The sequence below is a fragment of the Amycolatopsis sp. NPDC049691 genome (assembly GCF_040675005.1).
In the GTDB taxonomy this organism is placed as follows: Bacteria; Actinomycetota; Actinomycetes; order Mycobacteriales; family Pseudonocardiaceae; genus Amycolatopsis.
The window spans coordinates 96,708-117,455 of sequence record NZ_JBFANX010000028.1 but is presented as its reverse complement, the minus strand read 5'-3'; the positions used below and the strand labels follow the sequence as shown (position 1 = coordinate 117,455).

The window sequence follows — 20,748 nt, the reverse complement described above, 5'->3', positions numbered from 1 at the left end:
GGGCTTGATCAATGCTCGGCACCCGCGCTGACCGGGATGTCCTCGGTCGTCGTCAAAGCCGTGTCCGCCAACGCTTCCAGCGCGTCGGCGACCCGATCGACCCCCAGCGAAGGCGCGGCCGTGCCGGACGCCGCGACCTGCTCCGGGCTGAACGGCACGTGCACGAACCCGCCGCGCACCCCGGGGAACTCCGCCAGCAGGTGCATCAGCCCGTAGAAGACCTGGTTGCACACGTACGTCCCCGCGGTGTGGGACACCGACGCCGGCACGCCCGCCGCGCGGATCGCCGCCACGCACGCCTTGACCGGCAACGTCGTGAAGTACGCCGCCGGACCGTCCGGGACCACCGGGACGTCCACCGGCCGCTCGCCCGCGTTGTCCGGGATGCGGGCGTCGACCAGGTTGATCGCGACGCGCTCCGGCGTCACCTCGAGCCGGCCGCCCGCCTGGCCGACGCACACCACCAGCGACGGCCGGTGTTCGAGGAAAGCCGTGCGCAACGCCGGCAGCGACGCCGCGAACTCGCACGGCAGCTCGACCGCCGCGATGTCGTCCCGGCGCGCGCCGAGCAGGGAAACCGCCTGCCAGGACGGGTTCACCGCTTCGCCGCCGAACGGCGCGAACCCGGTCATCAGCACCCTGGCCATACCCACCTCCGAAACGCCGTGAAGGCCACCCTACGACCGCGGGGTGGCCTTCACGAACAACGGATCAAGCGGCGGGCTTCAACCCACCGGGAAAGAGGTACTGGTCGGCGGGCTTGCCGGCGCCGTACACCCACGCGTCGAAGAACCCCTGCAGGTTCTTGTGCGCGACGAGTTCGGTGTACCGCTGGAACTCCTGCATGCTCGCGTTCCCGTCGCGGTGCAGCGCCGGCCACGTCTTGAGCACCCTGGAGAAGGCCTGCTCACCGACGTAGTTTCGCAGCGCGTGCAGCATCATCGGGCCCTTGGAGTACACGTACGTGAACTCCTTGCCGGCGCCCATGTCGTACAGCTTGCCGTTCCAGAACGTCGTCGACGCCTTCTTGACGTCGTCCGCGTACTGCTTGTTCAGGTCGACGCCTTCCTTCGCCTCGTCCCAGAGCCACGTGGCGTAGGAGGCGAAGCACTCGTTGAGGCAGACGTCCCGCCAGTGCGCCACGGCCACCGAGTCGCCGTACCACTGGTGGGCGTTCTCGTGGACGATCGTCGGGACCGTGCCGGCCCAGCCCGCGGAGTAGATCGGCCGGCTCATCGTCTCCAGCGAGAAGCCGATCTGCTCGTTGAGGAAGATGCCGCCCGCCGCGTCGATCGGGTACTTGCCGAACTTCGACTCGAGGAAGTCGAGGATCTCCGGCAGCCGCGCTTCGGCCTGCTTCGTCGAGTCGGGGACGCCCGGGGCGAACGCGCTGACGATCGGGGTGCCGTCCTTGCGCTGCTGCCGGTCGAAGGTCCACTTGTCGATCGCGACCGTCGTCATGTACGGCACGATCGGCGTTTCCTCGGCCCAGACGTGCGTGGTGCCGTTCGGCGTCTTGATCGACGGCTTCTCACGGCCGTTCGCGATCACGCCCCACTCGTCGGGCACGGTGATCGCGAGGTGGAAGGTGGCCTTGTCGAGCGGGGTGTCGTTGACCGGGTACCAGGTGGTCGCCGACTTCGGCTCGCCGGCGACGAACGCGCCGCCCGCCTGGGCGTACTGCCAGCCGTTGTTGCCGAGCGACGGGTCGCTGATCGGCGCGGGCACGCCGTGGTAAGCGATCTTGACCTGGAAGTTCTGGCCGCGCCGCAGGGCGCGCGACGGCGTGATGACGAGTTCGTGGTCGCCGGTCCTGGCGAACTGCGCGGTCCGCCCGTCGACCTTCACCGAGTCGACGGTCAGGCCGTGCAGGTCGAGGTTGAACGAGCTGAGCGACTGGGTCGCCCGCGCGGCGATGTCCTCGTTCCCGGTGAGCTGGTGCGACGCCGGGTCGTAGCCGACCTTGAGGTTGTAGTCGGCGATGTCGTAGCCGCCGTTGCCGTCCTGCGGGTAGTAGCTGTCCCCGGCGCCGTCGCTGCCGGGCTTCGCCGAACCCCAGCCGTCGCCCGCCGCGGCGACGCCGGTGCCGAGGCAGAGGCTCGCGACCACGGCGGCCGCGACCACGGCCGGTTTCTGTCCCCTCATGAACGCTCCTGTCCGTATCGGATGGACTCGCCCGCAACGTATCGCCACGGATGCATGCTTCGAAGAAGCTTGTCGCTTTTGTCCGGATAATCAGCACTTACGTCGGCCCGCCCCGCTGCCCGGGTGTCGTCTGGAAAGCTGGACGCATGCGCGTTGCGCTGCTGGGGCCGCTGCGGGCGGTGAACGACGACGGCACGCCGATCGACATCGGCGGCGCCCGCCTCCGCATGCTCCTGGCCCGGCTCGCGCTGGACGCCGGGCGCGCGGTCCCGGCCGACGCGCTCGTCGACGGCCTCTGGGGTGGCGAACCGCCCGCCGACGCCGCCAACGCCTTGCAGTCACTGGTCTCCCGGCTGCGTAAGGCGCTGCCGGTGCCGATCGAGTCCGGGCCCGGCGGTTACCGGCTGGCCGTGGCCCGCGAGGACGTCGATGCCGAGCGCTTCGAACGGCTGGCCGCCGAGGGTCGTCGCGAGCTGGCCGCGGGCCGGGACGCCCGCGCGGCCGAGCTGCTCGCCGAAGCCCTGGCGCTGTGGCAGGGCGGCGCGCTCGCCGACGTCCTCGACGCGCCCTTCGCGCCCGCTCCCGCCCGCCGGCTCACCGACCTGCGGGCCGAGGCGGCCGAAGACCGCTTCGACGCCCTGATCCGGCTGGGCGAGCACGCGGTCGTCCTCGCCGACCTGGCCGCCGCGGCCGACGCCGACCCGCTGCGCGAGCGGCTGGCCGGGCTGCGGATCCGGGCGCTCTGCGCGGCCGGGCGGCAGTCGGAGGCGCTGGGCGTCTACTCGGAAATCCGCCGCACCCTGGCCGACCAGCTCGGCGTCGACCCGTCGGCCGAGCTGCAGGAGACCCACCTGGCCGCGCTGCGCGGCGAGTTCGCGCCGCGGTCGCCGGTGACCGACCGGCTGCCGACCCGGCTCACCACGTTCGTCGGCCGCGACGACGAGCTCAAGCTGCTGGCCGAGCTGCTCGGCGGTGCCCGGCTGGTCACCCTGACCGGGCCCGGCGGGGCGGGCAAGACGCGGCTGGCCACCGAAGCGGCGTCGCGGCACCCGGCGCACCGGCAGGGCCGGGTCTGGTTCGCCGCGCTGGCCGGCGTCCGCGACCCCGACGACCTCGGCGGCGCGCTGCTCGGCGCGCTGGAGATCCGCGACATCCGCAGCACCGACACCGAGATCCGCCGTCCGCTCGAGCCGGTCGAGCAGGCCGTCGAGGTGCTCGGCGGCGCGGAAGCGCTGCTGGTGCTGGACAACTGCGAACACGTCGTCGACGCCGCCGCCCGGCTGGCCGACGAGCTGCTGCACCGGGCGCCGCGGCTGCGGATCCTGGCCACCAGCCGCGAGCCCCTCGCGATCACCGGCGAGGCGCTGTGCCCGCTCGGCCCGTTGCCGGTGCCCGCGGAGCACGCCGCGCCCGCGGAGGCCGTCGAGCTCGACTCGACCCGGCTGTTCCTCGACCGCGCGGCCGCCGTCCGGCCCGACTTCGTGCTCGACGAGTCCACTGTGGACCACGTCGGCGAGATCTGCCGCCGGCTCGACGGGATGCCGCTCGCGCTGGAGCTGGCCGCGGCGCGGCTGCGGTCGATGACGGTGGCGCAGATCGCCGGGCGGCTCGGCGACCGGTTCCGGCTGCTGACCTCGGGCAGCCGCACCGCGCTGCCGCGGCAGCGGACCCTGCGCGCGGTCGTCGAGTGGAGCTGGGACCTGCTGACCGAGGCCGAGCTGGTGCTGGCGCGGCGGCTCGCGGTGTTCGCCGGCGGCGCCGAGCCGGCGGCGATCGAGGCCGTCTGCGTGGACGAGCACCTGTCGGCCGGTGACGTCCCCTACGTCCTGGGCAGCCTGGTCGAGAAGTCCATTGTGGACGCGGTGGAGAGCTACCGCGGCGAGCCGCGGTACCGGATGCTGGAAACGCTGCGCGCGTACGCCACCGAGCGGCTGGTCGAGTCGGGCGAGCACGACCGGACGCGCCGGACGATGGCGGCGTACTACGCCGACCTCGCGCAGGGGCTGGAGCCGACGCTGCGCACCGCCGAGCAGCTGAAGGCGATCGACGCGTTCGAGGCCGAGAGCGACAACATGATCGCGGCCCTGCGCGGCGCGATCGAGATGTCCGATGTGGACAACGCGGTCGCGTTGCTGGACGGGATGTTCTGGTACCTCACCATCCTCGGCCAAGGCGGCCGGATCGGCGCGCTGCTGCGCGAGACCCTCGAGTTCGGCGACCGGCTGCCGCCGCCGGTGTCGGCGGCCTACCACGCGCTGAGCTACCTCATGGACGCGGTCCCGGTGCGGTCGGACCAGGCCGAGATCCTGCGGCTGGTCGACGAGTGCGTGGCCACGAACGCCGTGGACCGCTACCCCGGGCTGGCGGTGGCCCTGCCGATGCTGGCCTTCCTCGGCGGCGACCGCGAGGTCGCCGTGCGCGAGGTGCGCCGGGCCGCACAGCACCCGGACCCGTGGACCCGGGCCGGCGGCCACTGGGTGGAAAGCTTCCTGCTCGACGACGCGGGGGACGTCGAGGGCGCGGACCGGGCACGCGACCTGGCCCACGCCGGGTTCGCGGAGGTCGGCGACCGCTGGGGCATCGCGATGACGTTGAGCTTCAAGGGTTACGCGCTGTCCCAGGACGGCGAAAGCGCGAAAGCCATCGAGATCTACCAGCAGGGCTTGGCGCTGTCGATGGAGCTGCGCTCGCACGAGGACGCCGTGCAGCACTGGTGGCGGCTGTCCGTCGAGCGGGCGCGGACCGGGGACTTCGAGGGCGCGTGGCGCGACCAGGAGGCGGCGGAGCGCTACGGCGAAGGCATCACGAACCCGCAGCAGCGGGCCATCCTGATGTTCGGGCGGCTGGAGCTGTTGCTGCGCACGGGAAAGCTGGCCGACGCGCGGGTCCTGCTCGACCGCGTCGCCGCGTTCGGGGGCGACGACTGGTTCCCCGGTGGGATCGGCGACGAGTTCATCAACGCCTTCGAAGCCCGGATCCTGCTGGCCGAGGGTCGTCCGGACGAGGCCGAGTCCCACGTGGCCATCGCGATCCGGGCGACGAACCGCCGCGGCGACATGCCGGACCTGGCCGGCTCGGTGGAGCTGCTGGCGATGGTGCGCGCGGCCCAGGGACGTCCGGAGCAGGCGGCGCGGGTGCTGGCCGCCTCCGCCGTCGTCCGCGGGCGCCTGGACCTCGGCAGCCCGGAGGTGCGAGCCTTGATCGAAGACCTGCGCGCGGCACTGCCGGACTACGACGCGCGTTACGAAGAATTCCGCACTATGTCCAAAAAGGACACGATCACCTGGCTGCTGGACGAAATCGGCTGAAGGGGACGTTCGCAGCCGCGAACGTCCCCTTCAGCTCCCCCTGGCGCGGGCACCCCCGTGTCGCGCGCCTTTCAGACCCGCCGGCGGTAAGCCCAAGTCGCCAGCGGGAAGAACACGATCACCGCGCCCGCCATCCACGCGAGCGCCCCGGCCAGCGGGCCGGCCACCGCGCCGCCGTTCATCAGGCCGCGCAGCGCGTTCGCCATCAGGCTGACCGGGCTGATGTCCGCCCAGGCCCGCAGCCACCCCGGCATCGTGGACGTCTGGACGAACACGTTGCTGCCGAAGGTGAGCGGCATGATGAAGACGAACATCAGGGCCTGCGCCGAGCCCGGCGACTTCATCACCATGCCGACGAACACCGAGCCCCAGCAGAAGCACAGCCCGAACGCGAGCGCGAGCAGGATCGCCACCGCGAACTCCGCCGGGCTGGTCGCGATGCGGTAGCCCATGATCGTGGCCACCACCATCAGCACCGTCAGGCACACGACGTACCGCACGATGTCCGCGAGCACCGCGCCGATCAGCGGTGCCGACCGGGCGATCGGCATGCTGCGGAAGCGGTCGAACACGCCCTTGGTGATGTCGGTGTTGAGGTTCGTCCCCACGGCCAGGCACGCCTGCAGGATGTTCATCACGATGATGCCGGGCACGACCATCTGCAGGTAGGCGTCGGTCGAGCCGGACAGCGCGCCGCCGAACAGGTACACGAACATCACCAGGAAGATGATCGGCATCAGGGTGACGTCGGCGAGCTGTTCGGGGTTCTTGCGGATCTTCAGGATCCCGCGCCACGCCAGGGAAAGCGCGTGGCCGAAGCCCTTGGCGGGGCTGATGTGCCGCGGCGGGGCCGGGCGGTCGAGCGCCAGCGTCGTCATGCCAGGCTCCCTTCGAGGGTCTTGTCCGAAGAAGACACCGGGGGCTGTTCGGCCGTATGTCCGGTCAGGGCGAGGAACACCTCGTCGAGGCTGGGCAGCCGCAGCGCCAGCTCGTCGGCGGTGATCCCGGCTTCGTCCAGCTTCCGGACCAAAGTGGACAGCAGGACGGGGTCGTTCACCGGCGCGGTGAGCAGGCCGGTCGTGTCGTCGCGGGTCGGCCGGACGCCGGAGAGGTCGCCGAGGATCCGGTTGACGGCGTCCATGTCGGACAGCTGGGTCGGCCGGACCTGCAGCGTCTGCCCGCCGACGCGGCGCTTGAGCTCGTCGGCGCGGCCGTCGGCGACGACGCGGCCGTGGTCGAACACGGTGATCTTGTCGGCCAGCTGGTCGGCTTCTTCGAGGTACTGCGTGGTCAGCAGCACCGTCGCGCCCTCGGCGACGAGGGTGCGGACGACGTCCCAGACCTCGTTGCGGGCGTGCGGGTCGAGGCCGGTGGTCGGCTCGTCGAGGTAGAGCACCTCGGGCCGGCCGACCAGGCTGGCGGCGAGGTCGAGCCGCCGCCGCATGCCGCCCGAGTACGTCCGGATCGGCCGCTTGGCCGCCTTGGTCAGCTCGAACCGCTCGATCAGCTCGGTGGCGCGGGCCTTGGCCTGGGCGCGGGAGTGGCCGTACAACCGTCCGATGAGGACGAGGTTCTCGATGCCGTTGAGGTCCTCGTCGACCGACGCGTACTGGCCGGTGAGCCCGATCAGGCTGCGGACCCGCACCGGGTCGGTGACGACGTCGTAGCCGCCGACGGTGGCTCTGCCGGCGTCCGGTTTCATCAGGGTGGCCAGGATCCGGACGGCGGTCGTCTTGCCGGCGCCGTTCGGGCCGAGCACCCCCACGACCTGCCCGAACGGGACCTCGAGGTCCACCCCGTCCAGCGCCTTGGTGTCCCCGAAGTGTTTGACCAGGCCCTCGGCCTGGATCGCGTGCGACATGGGCGTCCTCCTTCGCTGTCGCTGTGGTCTTCACTGTGGCCGGGGGCGCTGGCAGCACGCGCACAGCGCGCTGGCAGCGGCTGGCAGGCGCTGGTGGAGATCTTGTGGAGGTGTTGTCGGCGCCCGGGCCGCGCGGCGGTGGGCTCGGCATACTCGGCACCATGACGGTTGCGGAAGAGACGCGCGTCCGGCGGAAGAACCCGCTGGTCACGGCCCTGTTGGTGGTGCCGCTGGTGCTGCTGGCCGGCCTGGCCGCGCTGCGCCTGATCGGCTACGACGGCGACTGGTACACCCTGGCCGCGTTGTCGCTGACGCCGTTCGCGGCGGTCGCGGGCCTGCTGCTCGGCGGGCTGGCGCTGGCGTTGCGGCGGTGGTGGGTCGGCGGGACCGCGCTGGTGCTCGCGGTCGCGCTGGCCGTGCTGGTCGTGCCGCGGCTGTCGGCGAGCGATCAGCGCGAAGTGCACGGGAAGACACTGCGCGTGCTCGCCTCGAACCTGCTCTACGGCCAGGCGGACCCGAAAGCCGTCGTCGACCTGGTGCGCGAGCAACGGATCGACGTGCTGAACCTGGTGGAGATGACGCCGCGGGTGGTCGACGGCCTGACCGCGGCCGGGCTGTTCCAGCTGCTGCCGTACCGGGTGCTGCACCCGGCGCCGGGTGCGTTCGGCTCGGGGATCGTGTCGCGCTTCCCGCTGAAGGAGGTCAACCTGACCGGTGATTCGGCGGCCAAGCAGCCGGGCGCGCAGGCCGACCTCGGCGACGGCGTGGTGGTGGAGATCGTCGCGGTCCACCCGATCTCCCCGGACGTCGACACGCCGCAGTGGGAGCGCGAGATCAAGGACCTCTCCCGCGCGGCGGGCGAGCACGGCCTGCGCATCCTGGCGGGCGACTTCAACGCGACGCTCGACCACGCGGCGTTCCGCACGGTGCTGTCCCGCGGCTACAACGACGCGGCGGAGGAGCGCGGCGCGGGGTTGACGCCGACGTGGCCGTCTTCGTCGCCGGTGGTGACGATCGACCACGTCGTCGTCGACAACCGGGCGGCGGTCCAGGACTACCGCGTGTTCGACGTCGCGGGCAGCGACCACCGGGCGGTGTTCGCCGAAGTGCGCCTGCCGTGATCGCGTTCCTGGCAAGGTGGCCGGTATGCGAAGACTCGTGCTCGCCCTCGTCCTGGTCGCCGCCGCCTGCGGGCAGCCCGAGGCGGCGCCGGCGGACGATGGCCCGAAGAGCGCGCTCGGCTTCACCGCGCACGCGGGTGCGGTGGAGTTCCCGTCCGACACCGACTGGATCCCCACGACCGGCGGGCTGAACGCCCTGGTCCCGGTGGGTGGCTGCGTGCTCGGCATCGGCGACTACGCGACCGGCAACCGCATGCTCAACGCGAACTGGACCGGTGGTGCGGACTGCACGACGTTGCGGATCGGCCCGATCGGCGGCGGCCTCCCGGCGGTCGCCGCGGTACCGGACCCGGACGGCTCGGTGTTCGGCGTCCGCGCGAAGTTCTCGCACCGGGACGCCGGCGGCACCGTCACCGAGCTCGGCGAGCTGCGCGGCCGGCGTGACGTGCGGGCGCTGGCGCGTTCGGGCGGCAACCTGGTGGCGGTCGGGACGGCGTTCCTGGACGGGCAGACGACCCGGCCGGTCGCCTGGGTGTCGGACGACGGCGGCAAGACGGAACGCACGGTCGTGATGCCGCTCGCCGCGGGGGTGACCGGGGCGAACGGGCCGTCGACGGTGGCGGCCGCCGGGCCGGAGCTGCTCGCGGCCGGTTTTTCGAACCCGCGGCTGCAGCTGTGGGCCTCGCACGACGGCGGCGGCAGCTGGACGGTGTCGGAGCTGGCAACGCCGTCGGACGAGACGCTGGTGTACGGGATCCTGCCGGTCGGCGGACAGTGGCTGCTCTACGGCGAAACTTCGAACGGCTACGCGCAGAAACCGTTCGTGGTCACCGGGAAGCCGGGCAAATGGTCCACAGTGGACACTCCGGGGCCCGGCGGCGTCGTGGCGGGCACGCTGGACGGGCACGGCAACCTCGTGCTGGCCACGCGGACGCTCGAACCGAACCGGGGCAACCAGCGTCCGCGTTCCTGTTCGGCCGTGCTGGCGCGGGACGGTCAGGGCTGGCAGCGCGGGGAGCTGGGCTGCGCGGAATGGCCGGTGCGGGTGGCCACGACGCTGGCCGACGGCCGGGTCATGCTCGCCGGGAACCGCGACCTGTGGCTGCGGCCAGCGCGGTGAGTGTTTCCAGTGCGCCGGCGGGGATCGACACCCCGCGCCCGTGGCGGATCTCCGGTTCGCGGGGGTTGATGCGGATCAGTGCACCCGTCGCCGCGCTCGCCAGTTCGCTGTAGCGGCGGACCGTCGGGACCGCCTGACCCGCGCCCAGTTCCACCACCACGAGGTCGCGCGCGGTCCGGCGCCACGCCGTCAGCTCGTCGAGCTGGGCCTGGCTGCGGTCCGGGACCCAGTCGAAGTCGCCGAACATGAGGATGTTGGGCCGCGCGAGCCCGCCACACCGCGGGCACGACGGCAGGGGCGGCACGGCCCGCATGGTTTCTTCGTCGATGACGACGGCCGTTCCGGAAGCCGGCCAGATGTCGTCCGTGCAGCGGGAAAGGCACTGCAGGTGGTGGATCGAGCCGTGCGCTTCGGCGACGTGCTCGAAGCCGGCCTTCTGGAACTGTCCGTCCACATTGGACGTGAAGACGCGCACGGACGGCGCGAAGCCCAGCAGCAGCCGGAAACCCTCGTGTGGCACGGTCTTCCGGTACAGGTCGAGCCGGTGCCCGTAGAAACCCCAGGCCAGCTCGGGGTCGTCGGCGAAGTGGCGCGGGTCGGCCAGCTCCTCGAACCGCAGCCCGAGCCGGGCGTACGGCGGGTAGGCGCGCCAGAACCCTTCGCCGCCGCGGAAGTCCGGCAGCCCGGAGTCGACGCCCATCCCGGCGCCGGCGCAGATCAGCAGCGCGCCGGCGCCGTCCAGGAGCTCGGCGGCCCGCTCGAGCGCGTCACTCACCCGGCTTGGAACCGAGGACGACCTCGAACTCCAGCAGGTTGGCGCCGGTGGACACGGGCTTGGCGCGCTCGCCCGAGTGCGCCGCCGCGGCCGGGCCGCCCTTGGCCCACGCCTGGTAGGCCTCCTCGGTCTCCCACTTCGTGTAGACGAAGTAGCGGGTCTCGCCGGAGACCGGGCGCAGCAGCTCGAAGCCGAGGAAGCCGGGCTGCTGGTCGACGGAGTGCATCCGGGCGGCGAACCGCTTCTCCAGCTCGGGGCCGGCGCCTTCGGGGACCTCGATCGCGTTGATCTTCACGACACTCATGCCTCCCAGCGTAGTTGGCTCCGGGGTGTGACCCGTGCCACTGTGGAAGCCATGGGGAGCACCGAGCGCGACTTGGCCACCGACCTCGCCCGGATCGTCCGCGCCACCGCCGAGGAGGTCGAGGCCGGCCAGGGCAACGAGCTGATCGAGCGCGTGACCGGCCACCTGGGGGCACCGCTGCCGGAGGTGGTGGTCGTGACCCGCAACTGGCCGATGTGGGAACACGCCAACATCCAGCGCGGGGTCGACGCCTACCTCGCCGAGCACGGCACGGCCGTAGCCTGGTTCGGCGTCGCGGGCGGCCAGCGCACGCACGAGGACCTCATCGGGATGCTCGCCACCGCGCGCAGCAAGGGGATGTACGACCTCGGCTCGGTGGACTACACCACCACGGCGACGGGTCCGCACGACGCGACCGAGGCCGTGCAGCTGGGGCTGGTCGGGACCAGCGCGCCGGGCGGGGAGCCGGTGCTGCTCGCCATCCGCGGCGCGACCCCGCAGTGGGGTCTCGAGCAGTGCCGGCTGGAGGTCCTCGCGACGTCCCGGGCGACCGCCACCGAGGTGCGCAACCGCGTCGAGCAGCTGATGGCCGAACGCGATCTCCTGCGTGGGCAGGTGGTGGCCTTCGGCACCAGCGAGCACCGCGCCAACGAGCTGCTCACGTTCCTCCCGCGGCCGGCGTTGACCGGCGAGGAGGTCGTGCTGCCGGACGGCGTGCTCGACGCGATCGAGCGGCACACGGTCGGCATCGCCGAGCACGGCGAGCGGCTGCTGGCGGCCGGGCAGCACCTCAAGCGCGGGCTGCTGCTGCACGGCCCGCCCGGCACGGGCAAGACGCACACGGTCCGCTACCTGATGGGCCGCCTGCCGGACACGACGGTGATCATCCTGACCGGCACGGCGATGCGGTTCGTCGGCAAGGCCGCGGAACTGGCGCGGCGGCTGCAGCCGAGCGTGGTCGTGCTGGAGGACGTCGACCTGATCGCGCAGGACCGCAGCTACGGGCCGATGGTCCAGCCCCTGCTGTTCACGCTGCTCGACGCGATGGACGGCGTGGGCGGCGACGCCGACGTGACGTTCCTGCTGACGACCAACCGCGCGGGCGAGCTGGAGAAGGCACTGGCCGACCGCCCGGGCCGGGTGGACCTGGCGGTGGAGATCCCGCTGCCGGACGCGGCGGGCCGCGAGGCGCTGCTTCGCCTGTACTCGCGAGGTCTCCGGCTCGAAGCGGACCTGGCACCGATCGTCGAGGCGACGGAGGGGGTGACGGCGTCGTTCGCGAAGGAACTGCTTCGTCGGGCAGCGCTGCGGTCGCTGGCTTCGCGGCCGGACGAGGAGGTCGTGGTGGGCGACGAGGAGTTGACGGCGGCGTTGCGGGAGATGCAGGAGGCCCACAACGCGTTGACGCGGTCGTTGCTGGGTTCAGCTGCGCAGTGAACCCGGGAAGAGGTCGGCGTCCGCGGGGAGCTTCGTCCCGCGGAACCACTCGTTGAAGAACGGCTTCAAGTTCTGCCCGCTCACCGAAGAAGCCATCTTCTCGAAGTCGGCCCACGAGGCGTTCCCGTGGCGGTAGCGCGTCGGCCAGTCGCGCAGGAGCCGGTCGAACGCCGGGTCGCCGATCTGCCTGCGCAGTGCGTGCAGTGCCAGGATTCCCTTGTTGTACACGCCCTCGAACTCGTGGCCCTGGCCCATGCCGACCAGCTTCTGGCTCCAGAAATCCGTGCTGCCGCGGGTGATCTCGATCGCCGCGCGGTAGCGGTCGTCGAGGCTCTGGCCCTCGCGCTCGGCCCACAGCCACTGCGCGTACGACGCGAAGCACTCGTTCAGGCAGATGTCGGACCAATCGCGCAACGTCACCGAGTCGCCGAACCACTCGTGCGCGTTCTCGTGCACCAGCGTCGGCAGGTCCGCCCACTTCGCGTACGTCGGCCGGGTTTGCGTCTCCAGGGAGAAGTGGACGTCCTCGTTCAGGAAGATCCCGCCCGCCGCCGACTGCGGGTACGGCCCGAACTTGCTCGTCAGGAACCCGAGCACCTCCGGCAGGCGGTCGCCGATCGCGCGGCGGGCCTCGGCGCCCGGCGAGTACGCGTTCACGACCGGGGTGCCGTCCGGCAATGTCGACCTGTCGACACTGAACTTGCCGATCGCGATCGTCGTCAGGTAGCTCGCGACCGGGTTGGGCTCGGTCCACGTCCCCGGCGGGCCTTCGCGGCCGTTCGAGACCACCGTCCAGCCGGCCGGGACGTGCGCGGTCAGCGTGAACGTCGCCTTGTCGCGCGGGGTTTCGTCGACCGGGTACCAGAACGCCGCCGAGTGCGGCTCGCCGACCATGTACGCGCCGCCGTCGGCCGAGTGCTGCCAGCCGTTCTCGCTGCCGCCCTCGTGCGGGGTCTTCGCCGGGTCGCCGCCGTAGCGCACCCGCGTGCGGAACGTCGTCCCGGCGCGGATCGGCGACGCCGGCGTGATCACCAGCTCGAACGCCTTCTCGCGCGTGAAGTGCGCCGGTTGCCCGTCGACCTCGACGCCGTGGACGTCGAGACCGCGCAGGTCGAGGTCGAACCGGCTGAGGTCCTGGGTGGCCTTCGCGGTGACCGTCGTGTCGCCGTCGAGGTGGCCGCTCGGCGGGTCGTACGTGACACCCACCTGGTAGCCGAGGGCGTCGTAGCCGCCGTTGCCGTCGTCCGGGTAATACGGATCACCGGCGCCGGCCGCGCCCGGAAGCGGGTGCATGGGCGGCGGTGGGGGCGGCGCCGTGACGGCGTCACCGCTGCACGCCGCGGCGAGGACCACCGCGGCGCAGACGGCGAGGGCGGCGAGTCGGCGGCGCATACCCACCACCATAGGTGATGGATTGCGATCGCCCGGTCACGTTCCGCACCAGCCATTATGGTGGCCGCGTGCTCTGTTTCGGCGGCACCGGCGTGCCGATCGTTCTGCTCCACGGACTGATGGGCCGCGCGCGGACGTGGTGGCGGGTGGCGGAGTGGCTCCGGCCCTACGGCGCGGTGTACGGCCTCGACGCGCGCGGTCACGGCAGCGCCCCGCGCGTCGGGCCGTGGACGACCGAGCGGTTCGCCGACGACGTCGCCGCCGCCCTGCGGACGCTCGACGCCGGGCCGGCCGTGCTCATCGGGCACTCGATGGGCGGCCTGCACGCCTGGACGACCGCCGCGAAGTACCCGGAGCTGGTGCGCGCGGTCGTCTCCGAGGACTTCGCGCCGGACCAGCGCGGCCGGACCGTCGAGACGTGGCGCGGGTACTTCGAGAGCTGGCCGGTGCCGTTCGAGTCGCTGGACCACGTCCGCGCGTTCTTCGGCGACGCGGGCGAGTACTTCGCCGACTGCTTCGAGGAGCGCTCCGACGGGTTTCACCTCGTCGCCGACCTCGAAGACCTGTACGTCATCGCCGCCGAATGGGGCAGAAGGGACTACTGGGACGTCGTCGACGCGATCCGCTGCCCGCTGCTGCTCGTCGAGGGTGAGCACACGGCGATGCCGCCCGGCCAGCAAGCCGAAGTCGCTGCACGCGTCGCCGGCGCGAAGCACCTCGTGGTCCCCGGTTCGGCCCACCTGCCCCACGACGAAGCCCCGGAGACCTACCGGGGCGCCGTCGAAGCCTTCCTGAGCCAGGTCCTCAAGCGCTAGCGAGGTCCGCCCGCCAAGCCGCCGTGGAGCGGTCCGCGGGGACGATCAGCGGCCAGACGTCCGCGCCGAGGAAGCCGGTCTCGTCGGTCACCTTGGTCGCGGTGCACGTGTGGCGCGGCAACCCGGCCTGACCGGACAAAGCGGCCACGGCGTCCTTTGTGGACTTACCGAACACGCCGTCGGTCGGCACGTCGTACCCGGACGCGCGCAGGAACCGCTGTGCCTGCTGCACCTGACGGCCCGTGTCGCCGGGCTTCAGCAGCGGCCACTCGGCTTCGGCGCGCGCGACCGGGACGCCGAGGATGCGGCCGACGGCCGTCCGCAGCTCGGGCAGCCGGTTGTAGAGCACCTGGCCGGGGCATTCGGTCGAGTTGAAGTCGCGGTGGCCCTTGATGAATTCGGGCGAAATGCCGTACTGGTGGGCGATGTAGGCGACCAGGCCGACCAGCGAGTCCCAGAGCGCCTGTGGCACGTCGACCGTGCTGTAGAGGCCCTCGTTCTCGATGCCGATGACCTCGCTGTTGTGGTTGCCGACGTTCGCGCCCACGACGTGCTGGGTGCCGCCGCGCAGGATTTCCAGGCTGCGGTGCCTGCCCTCGGTGACGAACCCGCCGCGGCTGTTCGTGAACTGCTGGCCGCTGTCGATCCAGCCGTTGGAGTCCATGTGCAGGTTCTGGATGTACCGCGAGACGTAGAACGCGCGCGCCAGCGAGAAGTCGTTGTTCATCGGCGGATCGACCGCGTGGTGCACGACGATGTAGGTCGGCTTGTGGTTCTCCACCACGATCGGGCCGGCGGCGGGCCGTGCGCCCCATTCGGCGCAGCCGTGGATGGCCGGTGTCGGTACCGCCGCCGACGCCGTCCCGGTGGTCGTCATCCCCAGTGCGCCGGCCGCGGTCGCGGTCACCCCCGCTTTGAGCAGGGTCCGGCGGTCAACAGTGACCATGCGGGAAAGGTAGCTCCGCATCGCGCCGATGACAACTATTGACCAACTTTTGTTGTAGCGCGTTAGTGTTCGCCCGGGAGAGCGAAGAGGCCGCCGCTGGTCTGCTCCAGCAGGCCGTCGACGAGCAGGGAGTCCAGGCAGCGGTCGCGCTGGCCCCCGTCGTGCCACACGAGGTCGAGGCGCGCCTTCTCGACCGGGCCTTCACTGCCGCGCAGGACGTCCAGCAGCAGGCCGCGGACCTGCCGGTCGGTGCCGGCGAACTTCTGCACGGGCTTGGCCGGGCCGGCGTACTCGGGCCGGCCGGCGAGCTGCCACGCGCACTCGTCGTAGATCGGGCAGTCCGCGCACTTCGGCGACCGCGCGGTGCAGATCAGCGCGCCGAGTTCCATGATCGCCGCGGAAAAGCGAGCCGCTGGCGCGTCTTCGGCGGGCAGCAGCGCCTCGACGTCGGCCATGTCCCGGGTGTTCGACGCGGGCCCGGCGTCCCCGGCCCCGTGCACGGCCCGCGCGACGACCCGCCGCACGTTGGTGTCGACGACGGGCGCGCGCCTGCCGTAGGCGAACGCGGCGACGGCGCGCGCGGTGTAGGCCCCGATCCCGGGCAGCGCGAGCAGGGTGTCCACATCGGACGGAACGACGTCGCCGTGGTCGCGCGCGATGACCCCGGCGGCTTCGTGCAGCCGAAGGGCCCGACGCGGGTAGCCGAGCTTGCCCCAGGCGCGCACGACCTCACCCTGGCTCGAGGCGGCCAGCGCCGAGGGCACCGGCCAGCGCGTCATCCACTCGTGCCAGATCGGCTGCACGCGGGCGACCGGGGTCTGCTGGAGCATGATCTCGCTGACGAGCACGCCCCAGGCCGAGCAGCCCGGCTCGCGCCAGGGCAGGTCCCGGCCGTGCGTGGAGAACCAGTCGAGCAGTACGTCAGCGTCCACAGCCACGCGGCGAGGCTACTTCGCGTACTTCGGCAGCTCGCGAGCGACCTCGGCCGGCGACGGCAGTTCCGCGATCTCCGCGGCGACCGCCTGGGCCGCCTCGCGACACGAGTACGCGTTCCGAGCCTGCTCGGCGACGGCGTCCGCGCTCAGTTCCCCGGGCAGGAGCCGCACCCCGGCACCCACGCCGACCAGGGCCTCGGCGTTGGCGAACTGGTCAGCCCCCTGCGGCAGGACCAGCTGCGGGACACCCGCGGCCAACGCGCCCAGCGTGGTGCCGCTGCCGCCGTGGTGGACGACCAGGTCCGCCTGGGAGATCGCCGCCGCCTGCGGCACCCAGGACCGCGCTGTCACGTGGGCCGGCTGCGGCCCGAGCGGCACCCCGCCCGTGGCCACCACGATGGGCGTGCCGAGCGTGGCCAGCCCCTCGAGCGCCGTCTCGAGCACCTCCGGGGTGCCGAACGCCGTGCCGAGCGTCAGGTAGACCAGCGGCCCCCGGAAGCCGCCCGGCTCGGCGAACGGCACCGGGCGCAGCGCGATCCGGTCCGCTGTCGCGAGGAAGTCCTTGTCCTGCAGCGACGGCGGGCAGATGTCGAGGTGCGTGCCGCCGGTGGGGCGCTCGAACCCGATGCCCTCGGGGACGAAGCGGCCGAAGCCGTGCCACAACGCCGGGATCCCGGCCCGCTCCGCGGCGACGGCCACCTCCGGAACGCCCCACCCGTGCACGACGAGCTCGGGCCGCAGCCGCTCCAGGTCCGGCTCGAGGTCCTCGGCGTAGATCTCGTAGAACGAGTCCGCGGGCCGGAACGGGTGCAGCCCGAGCCGGCCCAGCGGCGCGTGGACGTGCTCGCCGGCGGCGAAGTGCACCTCGTGCCCGGCGTCCCGCGCCGCGACCGCGAGCGGGACCATCGGGTACGTGTGACCGGCCGACGCGAGCGCCGCGAAGAGGACTCGCAAGGTCTACTCGACCTCGGTGAGCCGTCCGGTCTTCACGTCGTAGACGAACCCGCGGACGTTCTCCGTGTGCGGCAGGTACGCACTCCGCCGCACCCGCTCCACCGACGTCCGGACGCTGTTCTCCACGTTCCGGAACGCCTCGACCGACCACGTCGGCCGCAGCCCGGTGTCGCTCTCCAGCTCGTCCTTGAAGTCGTCCTCGGTGACCAGCGACAGGCCGCACTCCGTGTGCTGGACGATCAGCACCTCGCGCGTGCCCAGCTTGCGCTGCGAAAGCGCCAGCGAGCGGATCATGTCGTCGGTCACCACGCCGCCCGCGTTGCGGAGGACGTGCGACTCGCCCTGCAGGAGACCGAACAGCTCGAACACCCGGATGCGGGCGTCCATGCAGGTCAGGATGGCCACCTGGAGCGAAGGCTTCGGGGACGACCGGTCGCCGGGCGTCACCTCGCCGAGTTCCTGGTTGCGCTTGAGCAGTACGTCGATCGAGGTCATCGGTCACCTTCCGGCCAGTGGCCCCGCGGCGCGGGCGGGCCACTCCATTTGACCGGGTGAGTACCCCGATGGGCAATGCACTACGAGCTAAGTCACGGGTCAGCCCCCGAACCAGGGCTCCTCGACCGTCCGCGGGGGTGCCGACGTGCGGCCGACGCGCAGCTCGGTCGGCAGCGTGATCACCTTCGGCGCGCTCCGCTCGGCCGAGCCGAGCAGCAGCCGTCCGGCCGTCTTGCCCTTCTCGAGCACCGGCTGGTGGACCGTGGTGAGGCCGATCCGCTCGGCTTCGGCGATGCCGTCGAAACCGGTGACGGTCAGGTCCTGCGGCACCCGCAGCCCCCGCCGCTCGGCCTCGGCCATCGCGCCGAGCGCGAGGATGTCCGAGGTGCAGATCACGGCCGTGATCTGCGGGTACGCGTCCAGCAGCTGCCGGGCGGCGGACGCGCCGTCGTCCACCGTGTGGTCGAAGCGCTCGACCACCGGGACGCCGGCCCAGTCGACGCCGGCCGCCGAGAACGCCACGGCGAGCGCTTCCAGCCGGGTGCGCTGGACGTGGAAGTGCGCGCCGCTCTGCCGGGCCGGGGAGACGAAGTCGTCGTTGCGCTCGCGGGCCAGGCGCATGCAGATGACGCCGACCTGCCGGTGCCCCAGCGTCACGAGGTGCTCGGCGATCTTGCCGACCGCCGCCGCGTCGTCCGGGCCGACGCGGTCGATGCCCTCGAGGCTCGGCTGGTCGATGATCACCGTCGGCACCGGGCGCTCCAGCACGGCGGCCAGGTGCGGGTCGTCGTCCGGGACGGAGTAGACGACGAAGCCGTCGACGCCCGCGCGGTGCACCGCGGCGACGTCTTCCCGGCCGGGGCTGGCGGGCACCAGGTGCAGGCCGACGCCGGCGTCTTCGCAGGCCAGCGCCAGTCCTTCGAGCACGCCGACGGCGGCGGGGTCGCGGAAGGCGTAGGAGAGGTTCTCGGTGAGCAGCAGGCCGACCGCGCCCGCCTTGCGCGTGCGCAGGGAACGGGCGACCGGGTCGGGGCCGGGGTAGCCGAGCCGCCGCGCGGTCTCGAGGACCCGGCGGCGCAGTTCCGGGGACAGCTGGTCCGGCCGGTTGTAGGCGTTGGACACCGTGGTCCTGGACACACCGAGCTCCGCCGCGAGCGACGCCAGTGTCGCCTGCCTCCGGGTGCGAATAGGACGTCCCATCAGCAAACCGTAACGGTTCAGATCGTTTTCCTGAAGAGACACCCCGGGTGGTCGATGTCTCGATCCGCATGCATGAAGACGCATACACCAAACCACGATCGGATGGCCAGGAAGTCATCCGGATGGGGTAAGGTGAATCTGACAACGGTTTCCATTAGCGTCTCCAGGAGTCCTTCGATGAGTTCCCGCCGCACCAGGAGCGTGCTCGCCGCCGCTTCGGCTCTCTCCGTCCTCGCGCTCTCCGCGTGCTCCGGCGGAACTTCCGGCTCGGACGGCGGCGCCCAGTCCGGCGGGTCCGACAAGGTCAAGGTCGTCGCCTCGACCGACGTCTGGGGCAGCGTCGTCAGCGCCGTCGGCGGGGACAAGGTGGAGGTCAAGTCGATCATCCACGACCCGTCGGCCGACCCGCACTCGTACGAGACGACCGCGGACGACGCTCTCGCGGCGAAGGACGCGAAGCTGCTGCTGTCCAACGGCGGCGGCTACGACGAGTTCTTCGACAAGCTCACCGCGCAGGCCGGGGACGCGAAGAAGCTCGTCGCCTACGACATCGCCGCGACCGGCGACGAGAACGAGCACGTCTGGTACGACCTGCCGGGCGTCGACAAGGTCGCCGACCAGGTCGCCGCGCAGCTCGGCGAGCTGCAGCCGGCGTCGAAGCAGGCGTTCACCGACAACGCGGCGGCGTTCAAGGCGAAGGTCGACGAGCTGGAGAAGCGGCTCGGCGAGCTGGGCGCGGCGCACCCGGGCACGAAGGTCGTCGTCACCGAGCCGGTCGCGCACTACCTGCTGAAGAGCGCGAAGCTGACGGACGCGACGCCGAAGGCGTTCTCCGACGCCGTCGAGAACGACACCGACGTCCCGGCCGGCGCCGTCAACGAGTACAAGCAGCTCATCGCCACCAAGCAGGTCAAGGCGCTGATCAACAACGCGCAGACGGTGACCCCGCTGACCCAGGACGTCGTCGGGCAGGCGAAGGCCGCCGGGATCGGCGTCGTCGACGTGACCGAGACGCTGCCGCAGGGTGTGACCGACTACATTGGCTGGATGACCGGGGAAGTAGACGCGCTGGCTGGGGCGTTGAAGTAGCCATGTCTCCCGTCTCAGAGGACGTACGCCCCGCGGTCCGGGTCCGCGGGGCGGGGCTCGCGTTCGGACCCCGGACCCTCTGGTCGGGGCTGGACCTCGTCGTCGAGCCGGGGGAGTTCCTCGCCGTGCTCGGCCCGAACGGCTCCGGCAAGAGCAGCCTGCTCAAGGCACTGCTCGGCATGCAGGGCCTGTCCGCGGGCACGGTCGAGATCGCCGGCGGCCGCCCGGGCGGCGCGAACCGCAAGGTCGGCTACATCCCGCAGCAGCGCGCGATCGACGAGTCGCTGACGCTGCGCGGCGTCGACCTGGTCGGCCTCGGCCTCGACGGGCACCGCTGGGGGCCGGGCCTGTTCGGCATGGCGGCCCGCCGCCGGCGCGTTTCCGAAGCGATCGACGCAGTGGGCGGGACGCGGTACGCGAAGCAGCCGGTCGGCCGGCTGTCGGGCGGTGAGCAGCAGCGGCTGCGGGTGGCGCAGGCCCTGGTCGGCGACCCCGAGGTGCTGCTCTGCGACGAGCCGCTGCTGTCGCTGGACCTGGCGCACCAGCGCGCGATCAGCGAGCTGATCGACTCCCGGCGGCGCACGGCTGGCACGGCGGTGCTGTTCGTGACGCACGAGATCAACCCGGTGCTGCCGTTCGTCGACCGCGTGTTGTACCTGGTCAACGGCCAGTTCCGGATCGGCAAGCCGGACGAGGTCATGACCACCGAGACGCTGTCGGAGCTGTACGGCACCCGCGTCGAGGTGCTGAAGGTCGGCGGACAGATCCACATCGCGGGCGCGCAGAGCGCGTTGTGCGAGCAGGAGCCGCACCACCACGAACACGACGTCGAAGAGCAAGTGGGCTGAGTC

The 20,748-nt window shown here is 71.9% G+C and carries 19 protein-coding genes; 7 read left to right on the top strand and 12 right to left on the bottom strand.

Going from position 1 to position 20,748, the window contains the following annotated elements; all coding sequences use genetic code 11:
* Window positions 1–8 precede the first annotated feature (8 nt).
* Window positions 9–647 carry a pyroglutamyl-peptidase I gene (gene pcp, locus AB0J40_RS41770; RefSeq protein ID WP_364465169.1) on the bottom strand — a complete coding sequence of 213 codons (639 nt, stop codon included), beginning with the start codon at window positions 645–647 and terminating at the stop codon, window positions 9–11.
* Between the two features lie 64 nt (window positions 648–711).
* Entirely contained in the window at window positions 712–2,145 is a 1,434-nt protein-coding gene (locus AB0J40_RS41765) for a M1 family metallopeptidase (protein WP_364465167.1), read from the bottom strand.
* A gap of 146 nt (window positions 2,146–2,291) precedes the next feature.
* Here AB0J40_RS41765 and AB0J40_RS41760 point away from each other — a divergent pair, with 146 nt between their 5' ends.
* Window positions 2,292–5,453 carry a BTAD domain-containing putative transcriptional regulator gene (locus tag AB0J40_RS41760; protein ID WP_364465165.1) on the top strand — a complete coding sequence of 1,054 codons (3,162 nt, stop codon included), beginning with the start codon at window positions 2,292–2,294 and terminating at the stop codon, window positions 5,451–5,453.
* A 71-nt stretch (window positions 5,454–5,524) separates the two neighbouring features.
* Here AB0J40_RS41760 and AB0J40_RS41755 read toward each other — a convergent pair whose 3' ends face one another.
* On the bottom strand, window positions 5,525–6,331 hold the full coding sequence (locus AB0J40_RS41755) for an ABC transporter permease (protein WP_364465163.1): 807 nt from the start codon (window positions 6,329–6,331) through the stop codon (window positions 5,525–5,527).
* Window positions 6,328–7,314, bottom strand: coding sequence for an ATP-binding cassette domain-containing protein (locus AB0J40_RS41750; protein WP_364465161.1), 987 nt, complete (start codon window positions 7,312–7,314; stop codon window positions 6,328–6,330). Before AB0J40_RS41750 ends, AB0J40_RS41755 begins: the two co-directional genes overlap by 4 nt.
* A gap of 104 nt (window positions 7,315–7,418) precedes the next feature.
* Between AB0J40_RS41750 and AB0J40_RS41745 the strand changes: the two genes are divergently transcribed.
* Together AB0J40_RS41745 and AB0J40_RS41740 are read left to right on the top strand one after the other, a co-directional pair.
* Window positions 7,419–8,435 carry an endonuclease/exonuclease/phosphatase family protein gene (locus AB0J40_RS41745; RefSeq protein WP_364465159.1) on the top strand — a complete coding sequence of 339 codons (1,017 nt, stop codon included), beginning with the start codon at window positions 7,419–7,421 and terminating at the stop codon, window positions 8,433–8,435.
* A gap of 25 nt (window positions 8,436–8,460) precedes the next feature.
* Window positions 8,461–9,555, top strand: a complete 1,095-nt coding sequence (locus AB0J40_RS41740; RefSeq protein ID WP_364465157.1) for a hypothetical protein — start codon at window positions 8,461–8,463, stop codon at window positions 9,553–9,555.
* Here AB0J40_RS41740 and AB0J40_RS41735 read toward each other — a convergent pair.
* On the bottom strand, window positions 9,509–10,330 hold the full coding sequence (locus tag AB0J40_RS41735; RefSeq protein ID WP_364465155.1) for a Sir2 family NAD-dependent protein deacetylase: 822 nt from the start codon (window positions 10,328–10,330) through the stop codon (window positions 9,509–9,511). The two genes, AB0J40_RS41740 and AB0J40_RS41735, sit on opposite strands and share 47 nt — an antisense overlap.
* On the bottom strand, window positions 10,323–10,634 hold the full coding sequence (locus AB0J40_RS41730) for an antibiotic biosynthesis monooxygenase (protein ID WP_364465153.1): 312 nt from the start codon (window positions 10,632–10,634) through the stop codon (window positions 10,323–10,325). The genes AB0J40_RS41735 and AB0J40_RS41730 overlap by 8 nt, the downstream gene beginning before the upstream one ends.
* A gap of 51 nt (window positions 10,635–10,685) precedes the next feature.
* On the opposite strand from AB0J40_RS41730, the gene AB0J40_RS41725 reads away from it, so the two are divergent.
* The gene (locus AB0J40_RS41725; protein ID WP_364465151.1) at window positions 10,686–12,071 is read left to right on the top strand and encodes an ATP-binding protein; all 1,386 of its coding nucleotides are present in this window, start codon (window positions 10,686–10,688) and stop codon (window positions 12,069–12,071) included.
* Here the strand turns inward: AB0J40_RS41725 and AB0J40_RS41720 are convergent.
* Entirely contained in the window at window positions 12,057–13,463 is a 1,407-nt protein-coding gene (locus AB0J40_RS41720; RefSeq protein WP_364465149.1) for a M1 family metallopeptidase, read from the bottom strand. The genes AB0J40_RS41725 and AB0J40_RS41720 overlap by 15 nt on opposite strands.
* A 68-nt stretch (window positions 13,464–13,531) precedes the next feature.
* Here AB0J40_RS41720 and AB0J40_RS41715 point away from each other — a divergent pair, with 68 nt between their 5' ends.
* Entirely contained in the window at window positions 13,532–14,278 is a 747-nt protein-coding gene (locus AB0J40_RS41715) for an alpha/beta hydrolase (protein ID WP_364465147.1), read from the top strand.
* Here AB0J40_RS41715 and AB0J40_RS41710 read toward each other — a convergent pair.
* The 5 genes from AB0J40_RS41710 to AB0J40_RS41690 form a co-directional block, all read right to left on the bottom strand.
* Window positions 14,268–15,224, bottom strand: a complete 957-nt coding sequence (locus AB0J40_RS41710; protein ID WP_364465145.1) for an N-acetylmuramoyl-L-alanine amidase — start codon at window positions 15,222–15,224, stop codon at window positions 14,268–14,270. The two genes, AB0J40_RS41715 and AB0J40_RS41710, sit on opposite strands and share 11 nt — an antisense overlap.
* Window positions 15,225–15,286: 62 nt before the next feature.
* Entirely contained in the window at window positions 15,287–16,162 is an 876-nt protein-coding gene (locus AB0J40_RS41705; protein ID WP_364465143.1) for an A/G-specific adenine glycosylase, read from the bottom strand.
* 9 nt (window positions 16,163–16,171) lie between these two features.
* Window positions 16,172–17,113, bottom strand: a complete 942-nt coding sequence (locus AB0J40_RS41700) for a nucleotide disphospho-sugar-binding domain-containing protein (protein ID WP_364465141.1) — start codon at window positions 17,111–17,113, stop codon at window positions 16,172–16,174.
* Window positions 17,114–17,116: 3 nt separating this feature from the next.
* The gene (locus tag AB0J40_RS41695) at window positions 17,117–17,608 is read right to left on the bottom strand and encodes a carbonic anhydrase (protein ID WP_364465139.1); all 492 of its coding nucleotides are present in this window, start codon (window positions 17,606–17,608) and stop codon (window positions 17,117–17,119) included.
* Window positions 17,609–17,707: 99 nt separating this feature from the next.
* Window positions 17,708–18,808 (bottom strand): LacI family DNA-binding transcriptional regulator, encoded by a 1,101-nt coding sequence (locus AB0J40_RS41690; protein ID WP_364465137.1) that lies wholly within the window; start codon window positions 18,806–18,808, stop codon window positions 17,708–17,710.
* Window positions 18,809–18,985: 177 nt separating this feature from the next.
* On the opposite strand from AB0J40_RS41690, the gene AB0J40_RS41685 reads away from it, so the two are divergent.
* Together AB0J40_RS41685 and AB0J40_RS41680 are read left to right on the top strand one after the other, a co-directional pair.
* A complete protein-coding gene (locus AB0J40_RS41685) occupies window positions 18,986–19,897 on the top strand; it encodes a zinc ABC transporter substrate-binding protein (RefSeq protein WP_364465135.1) in 912 nt (303 codons plus the stop codon).
* 2 nt (window positions 19,898–19,899) lie between these two features.
* A complete protein-coding gene (locus tag AB0J40_RS41680) occupies window positions 19,900–20,745 on the top strand; it encodes a metal ABC transporter ATP-binding protein (RefSeq protein WP_364465133.1) in 846 nt (281 codons plus the stop codon).
* Window positions 20,746–20,748: the final 3 nt, after the last annotated feature.

Coding starts and splice junctions, on each gene's coding strand:
- pcp (WP_364465169.1), bottom strand. CDS start 647: ATGGCCAGGGTGCTGATGACCGGGTTCGCGCCGTTCGGCGGCGAAGCG.
- AB0J40_RS41765 (WP_364465167.1), bottom strand. CDS start 2,145: ATGAGGGGACAGAAACCGGCCGTGGTCGCGGCCGCCGTGGTCGCGAGC.
- AB0J40_RS41760 (WP_364465165.1), top strand. CDS start 2,292: ATGCGCGTTGCGCTGCTGGGGCCGCTGCGGGCGGTGAACGACGACGGC.
- AB0J40_RS41755 (WP_364465163.1), bottom strand. CDS start 6,331: ATGACGACGCTGGCGCTCGACCGCCCGGCCCCGCCGCGGCACATCAGC.
- AB0J40_RS41750 (WP_364465161.1), bottom strand. CDS start 7,314: ATGTCGCACGCGATCCAGGCCGAGGGCCTGGTCAAACACTTCGGGGAC.
- AB0J40_RS41740 (WP_364465157.1), top strand. CDS start 8,461: ATGCGAAGACTCGTGCTCGCCCTCGTCCTGGTCGCCGCCGCCTGCGGG.
- AB0J40_RS41730 (WP_364465153.1), bottom strand. CDS start 10,634: ATGAGTGTCGTGAAGATCAACGCGATCGAGGTCCCCGAAGGCGCCGGC.
- AB0J40_RS41725 (WP_364465151.1), top strand. CDS start 10,686: ATGGGGAGCACCGAGCGCGACTTGGCCACCGACCTCGCCCGGATCGTC.
- AB0J40_RS41720 (WP_364465149.1), bottom strand. CDS start 13,463: ATGCGCCGCCGACTCGCCGCCCTCGCCGTCTGCGCCGCGGTGGTCCTC.
- AB0J40_RS41710 (WP_364465145.1), bottom strand. CDS start 15,224: ATGGTCACTGTTGACCGCCGGACCCTGCTCAAAGCGGGGGTGACCGCG.
- AB0J40_RS41695 (WP_364465139.1), bottom strand. CDS start 17,608: ATGACCTCGATCGACGTACTGCTCAAGCGCAACCAGGAACTCGGCGAG.
- AB0J40_RS41690 (WP_364465137.1), bottom strand. CDS start 18,808: ATGGGACGTCCTATTCGCACCCGGAGGCAGGCGACACTGGCGTCGCTC.
- AB0J40_RS41685 (WP_364465135.1), top strand. CDS start 18,986: ATGAGTTCCCGCCGCACCAGGAGCGTGCTCGCCGCCGCTTCGGCTCTC.
- AB0J40_RS41680 (WP_364465133.1), top strand. CDS start 19,900: ATGTCTCCCGTCTCAGAGGACGTACGCCCCGCGGTCCGGGTCCGCGGG.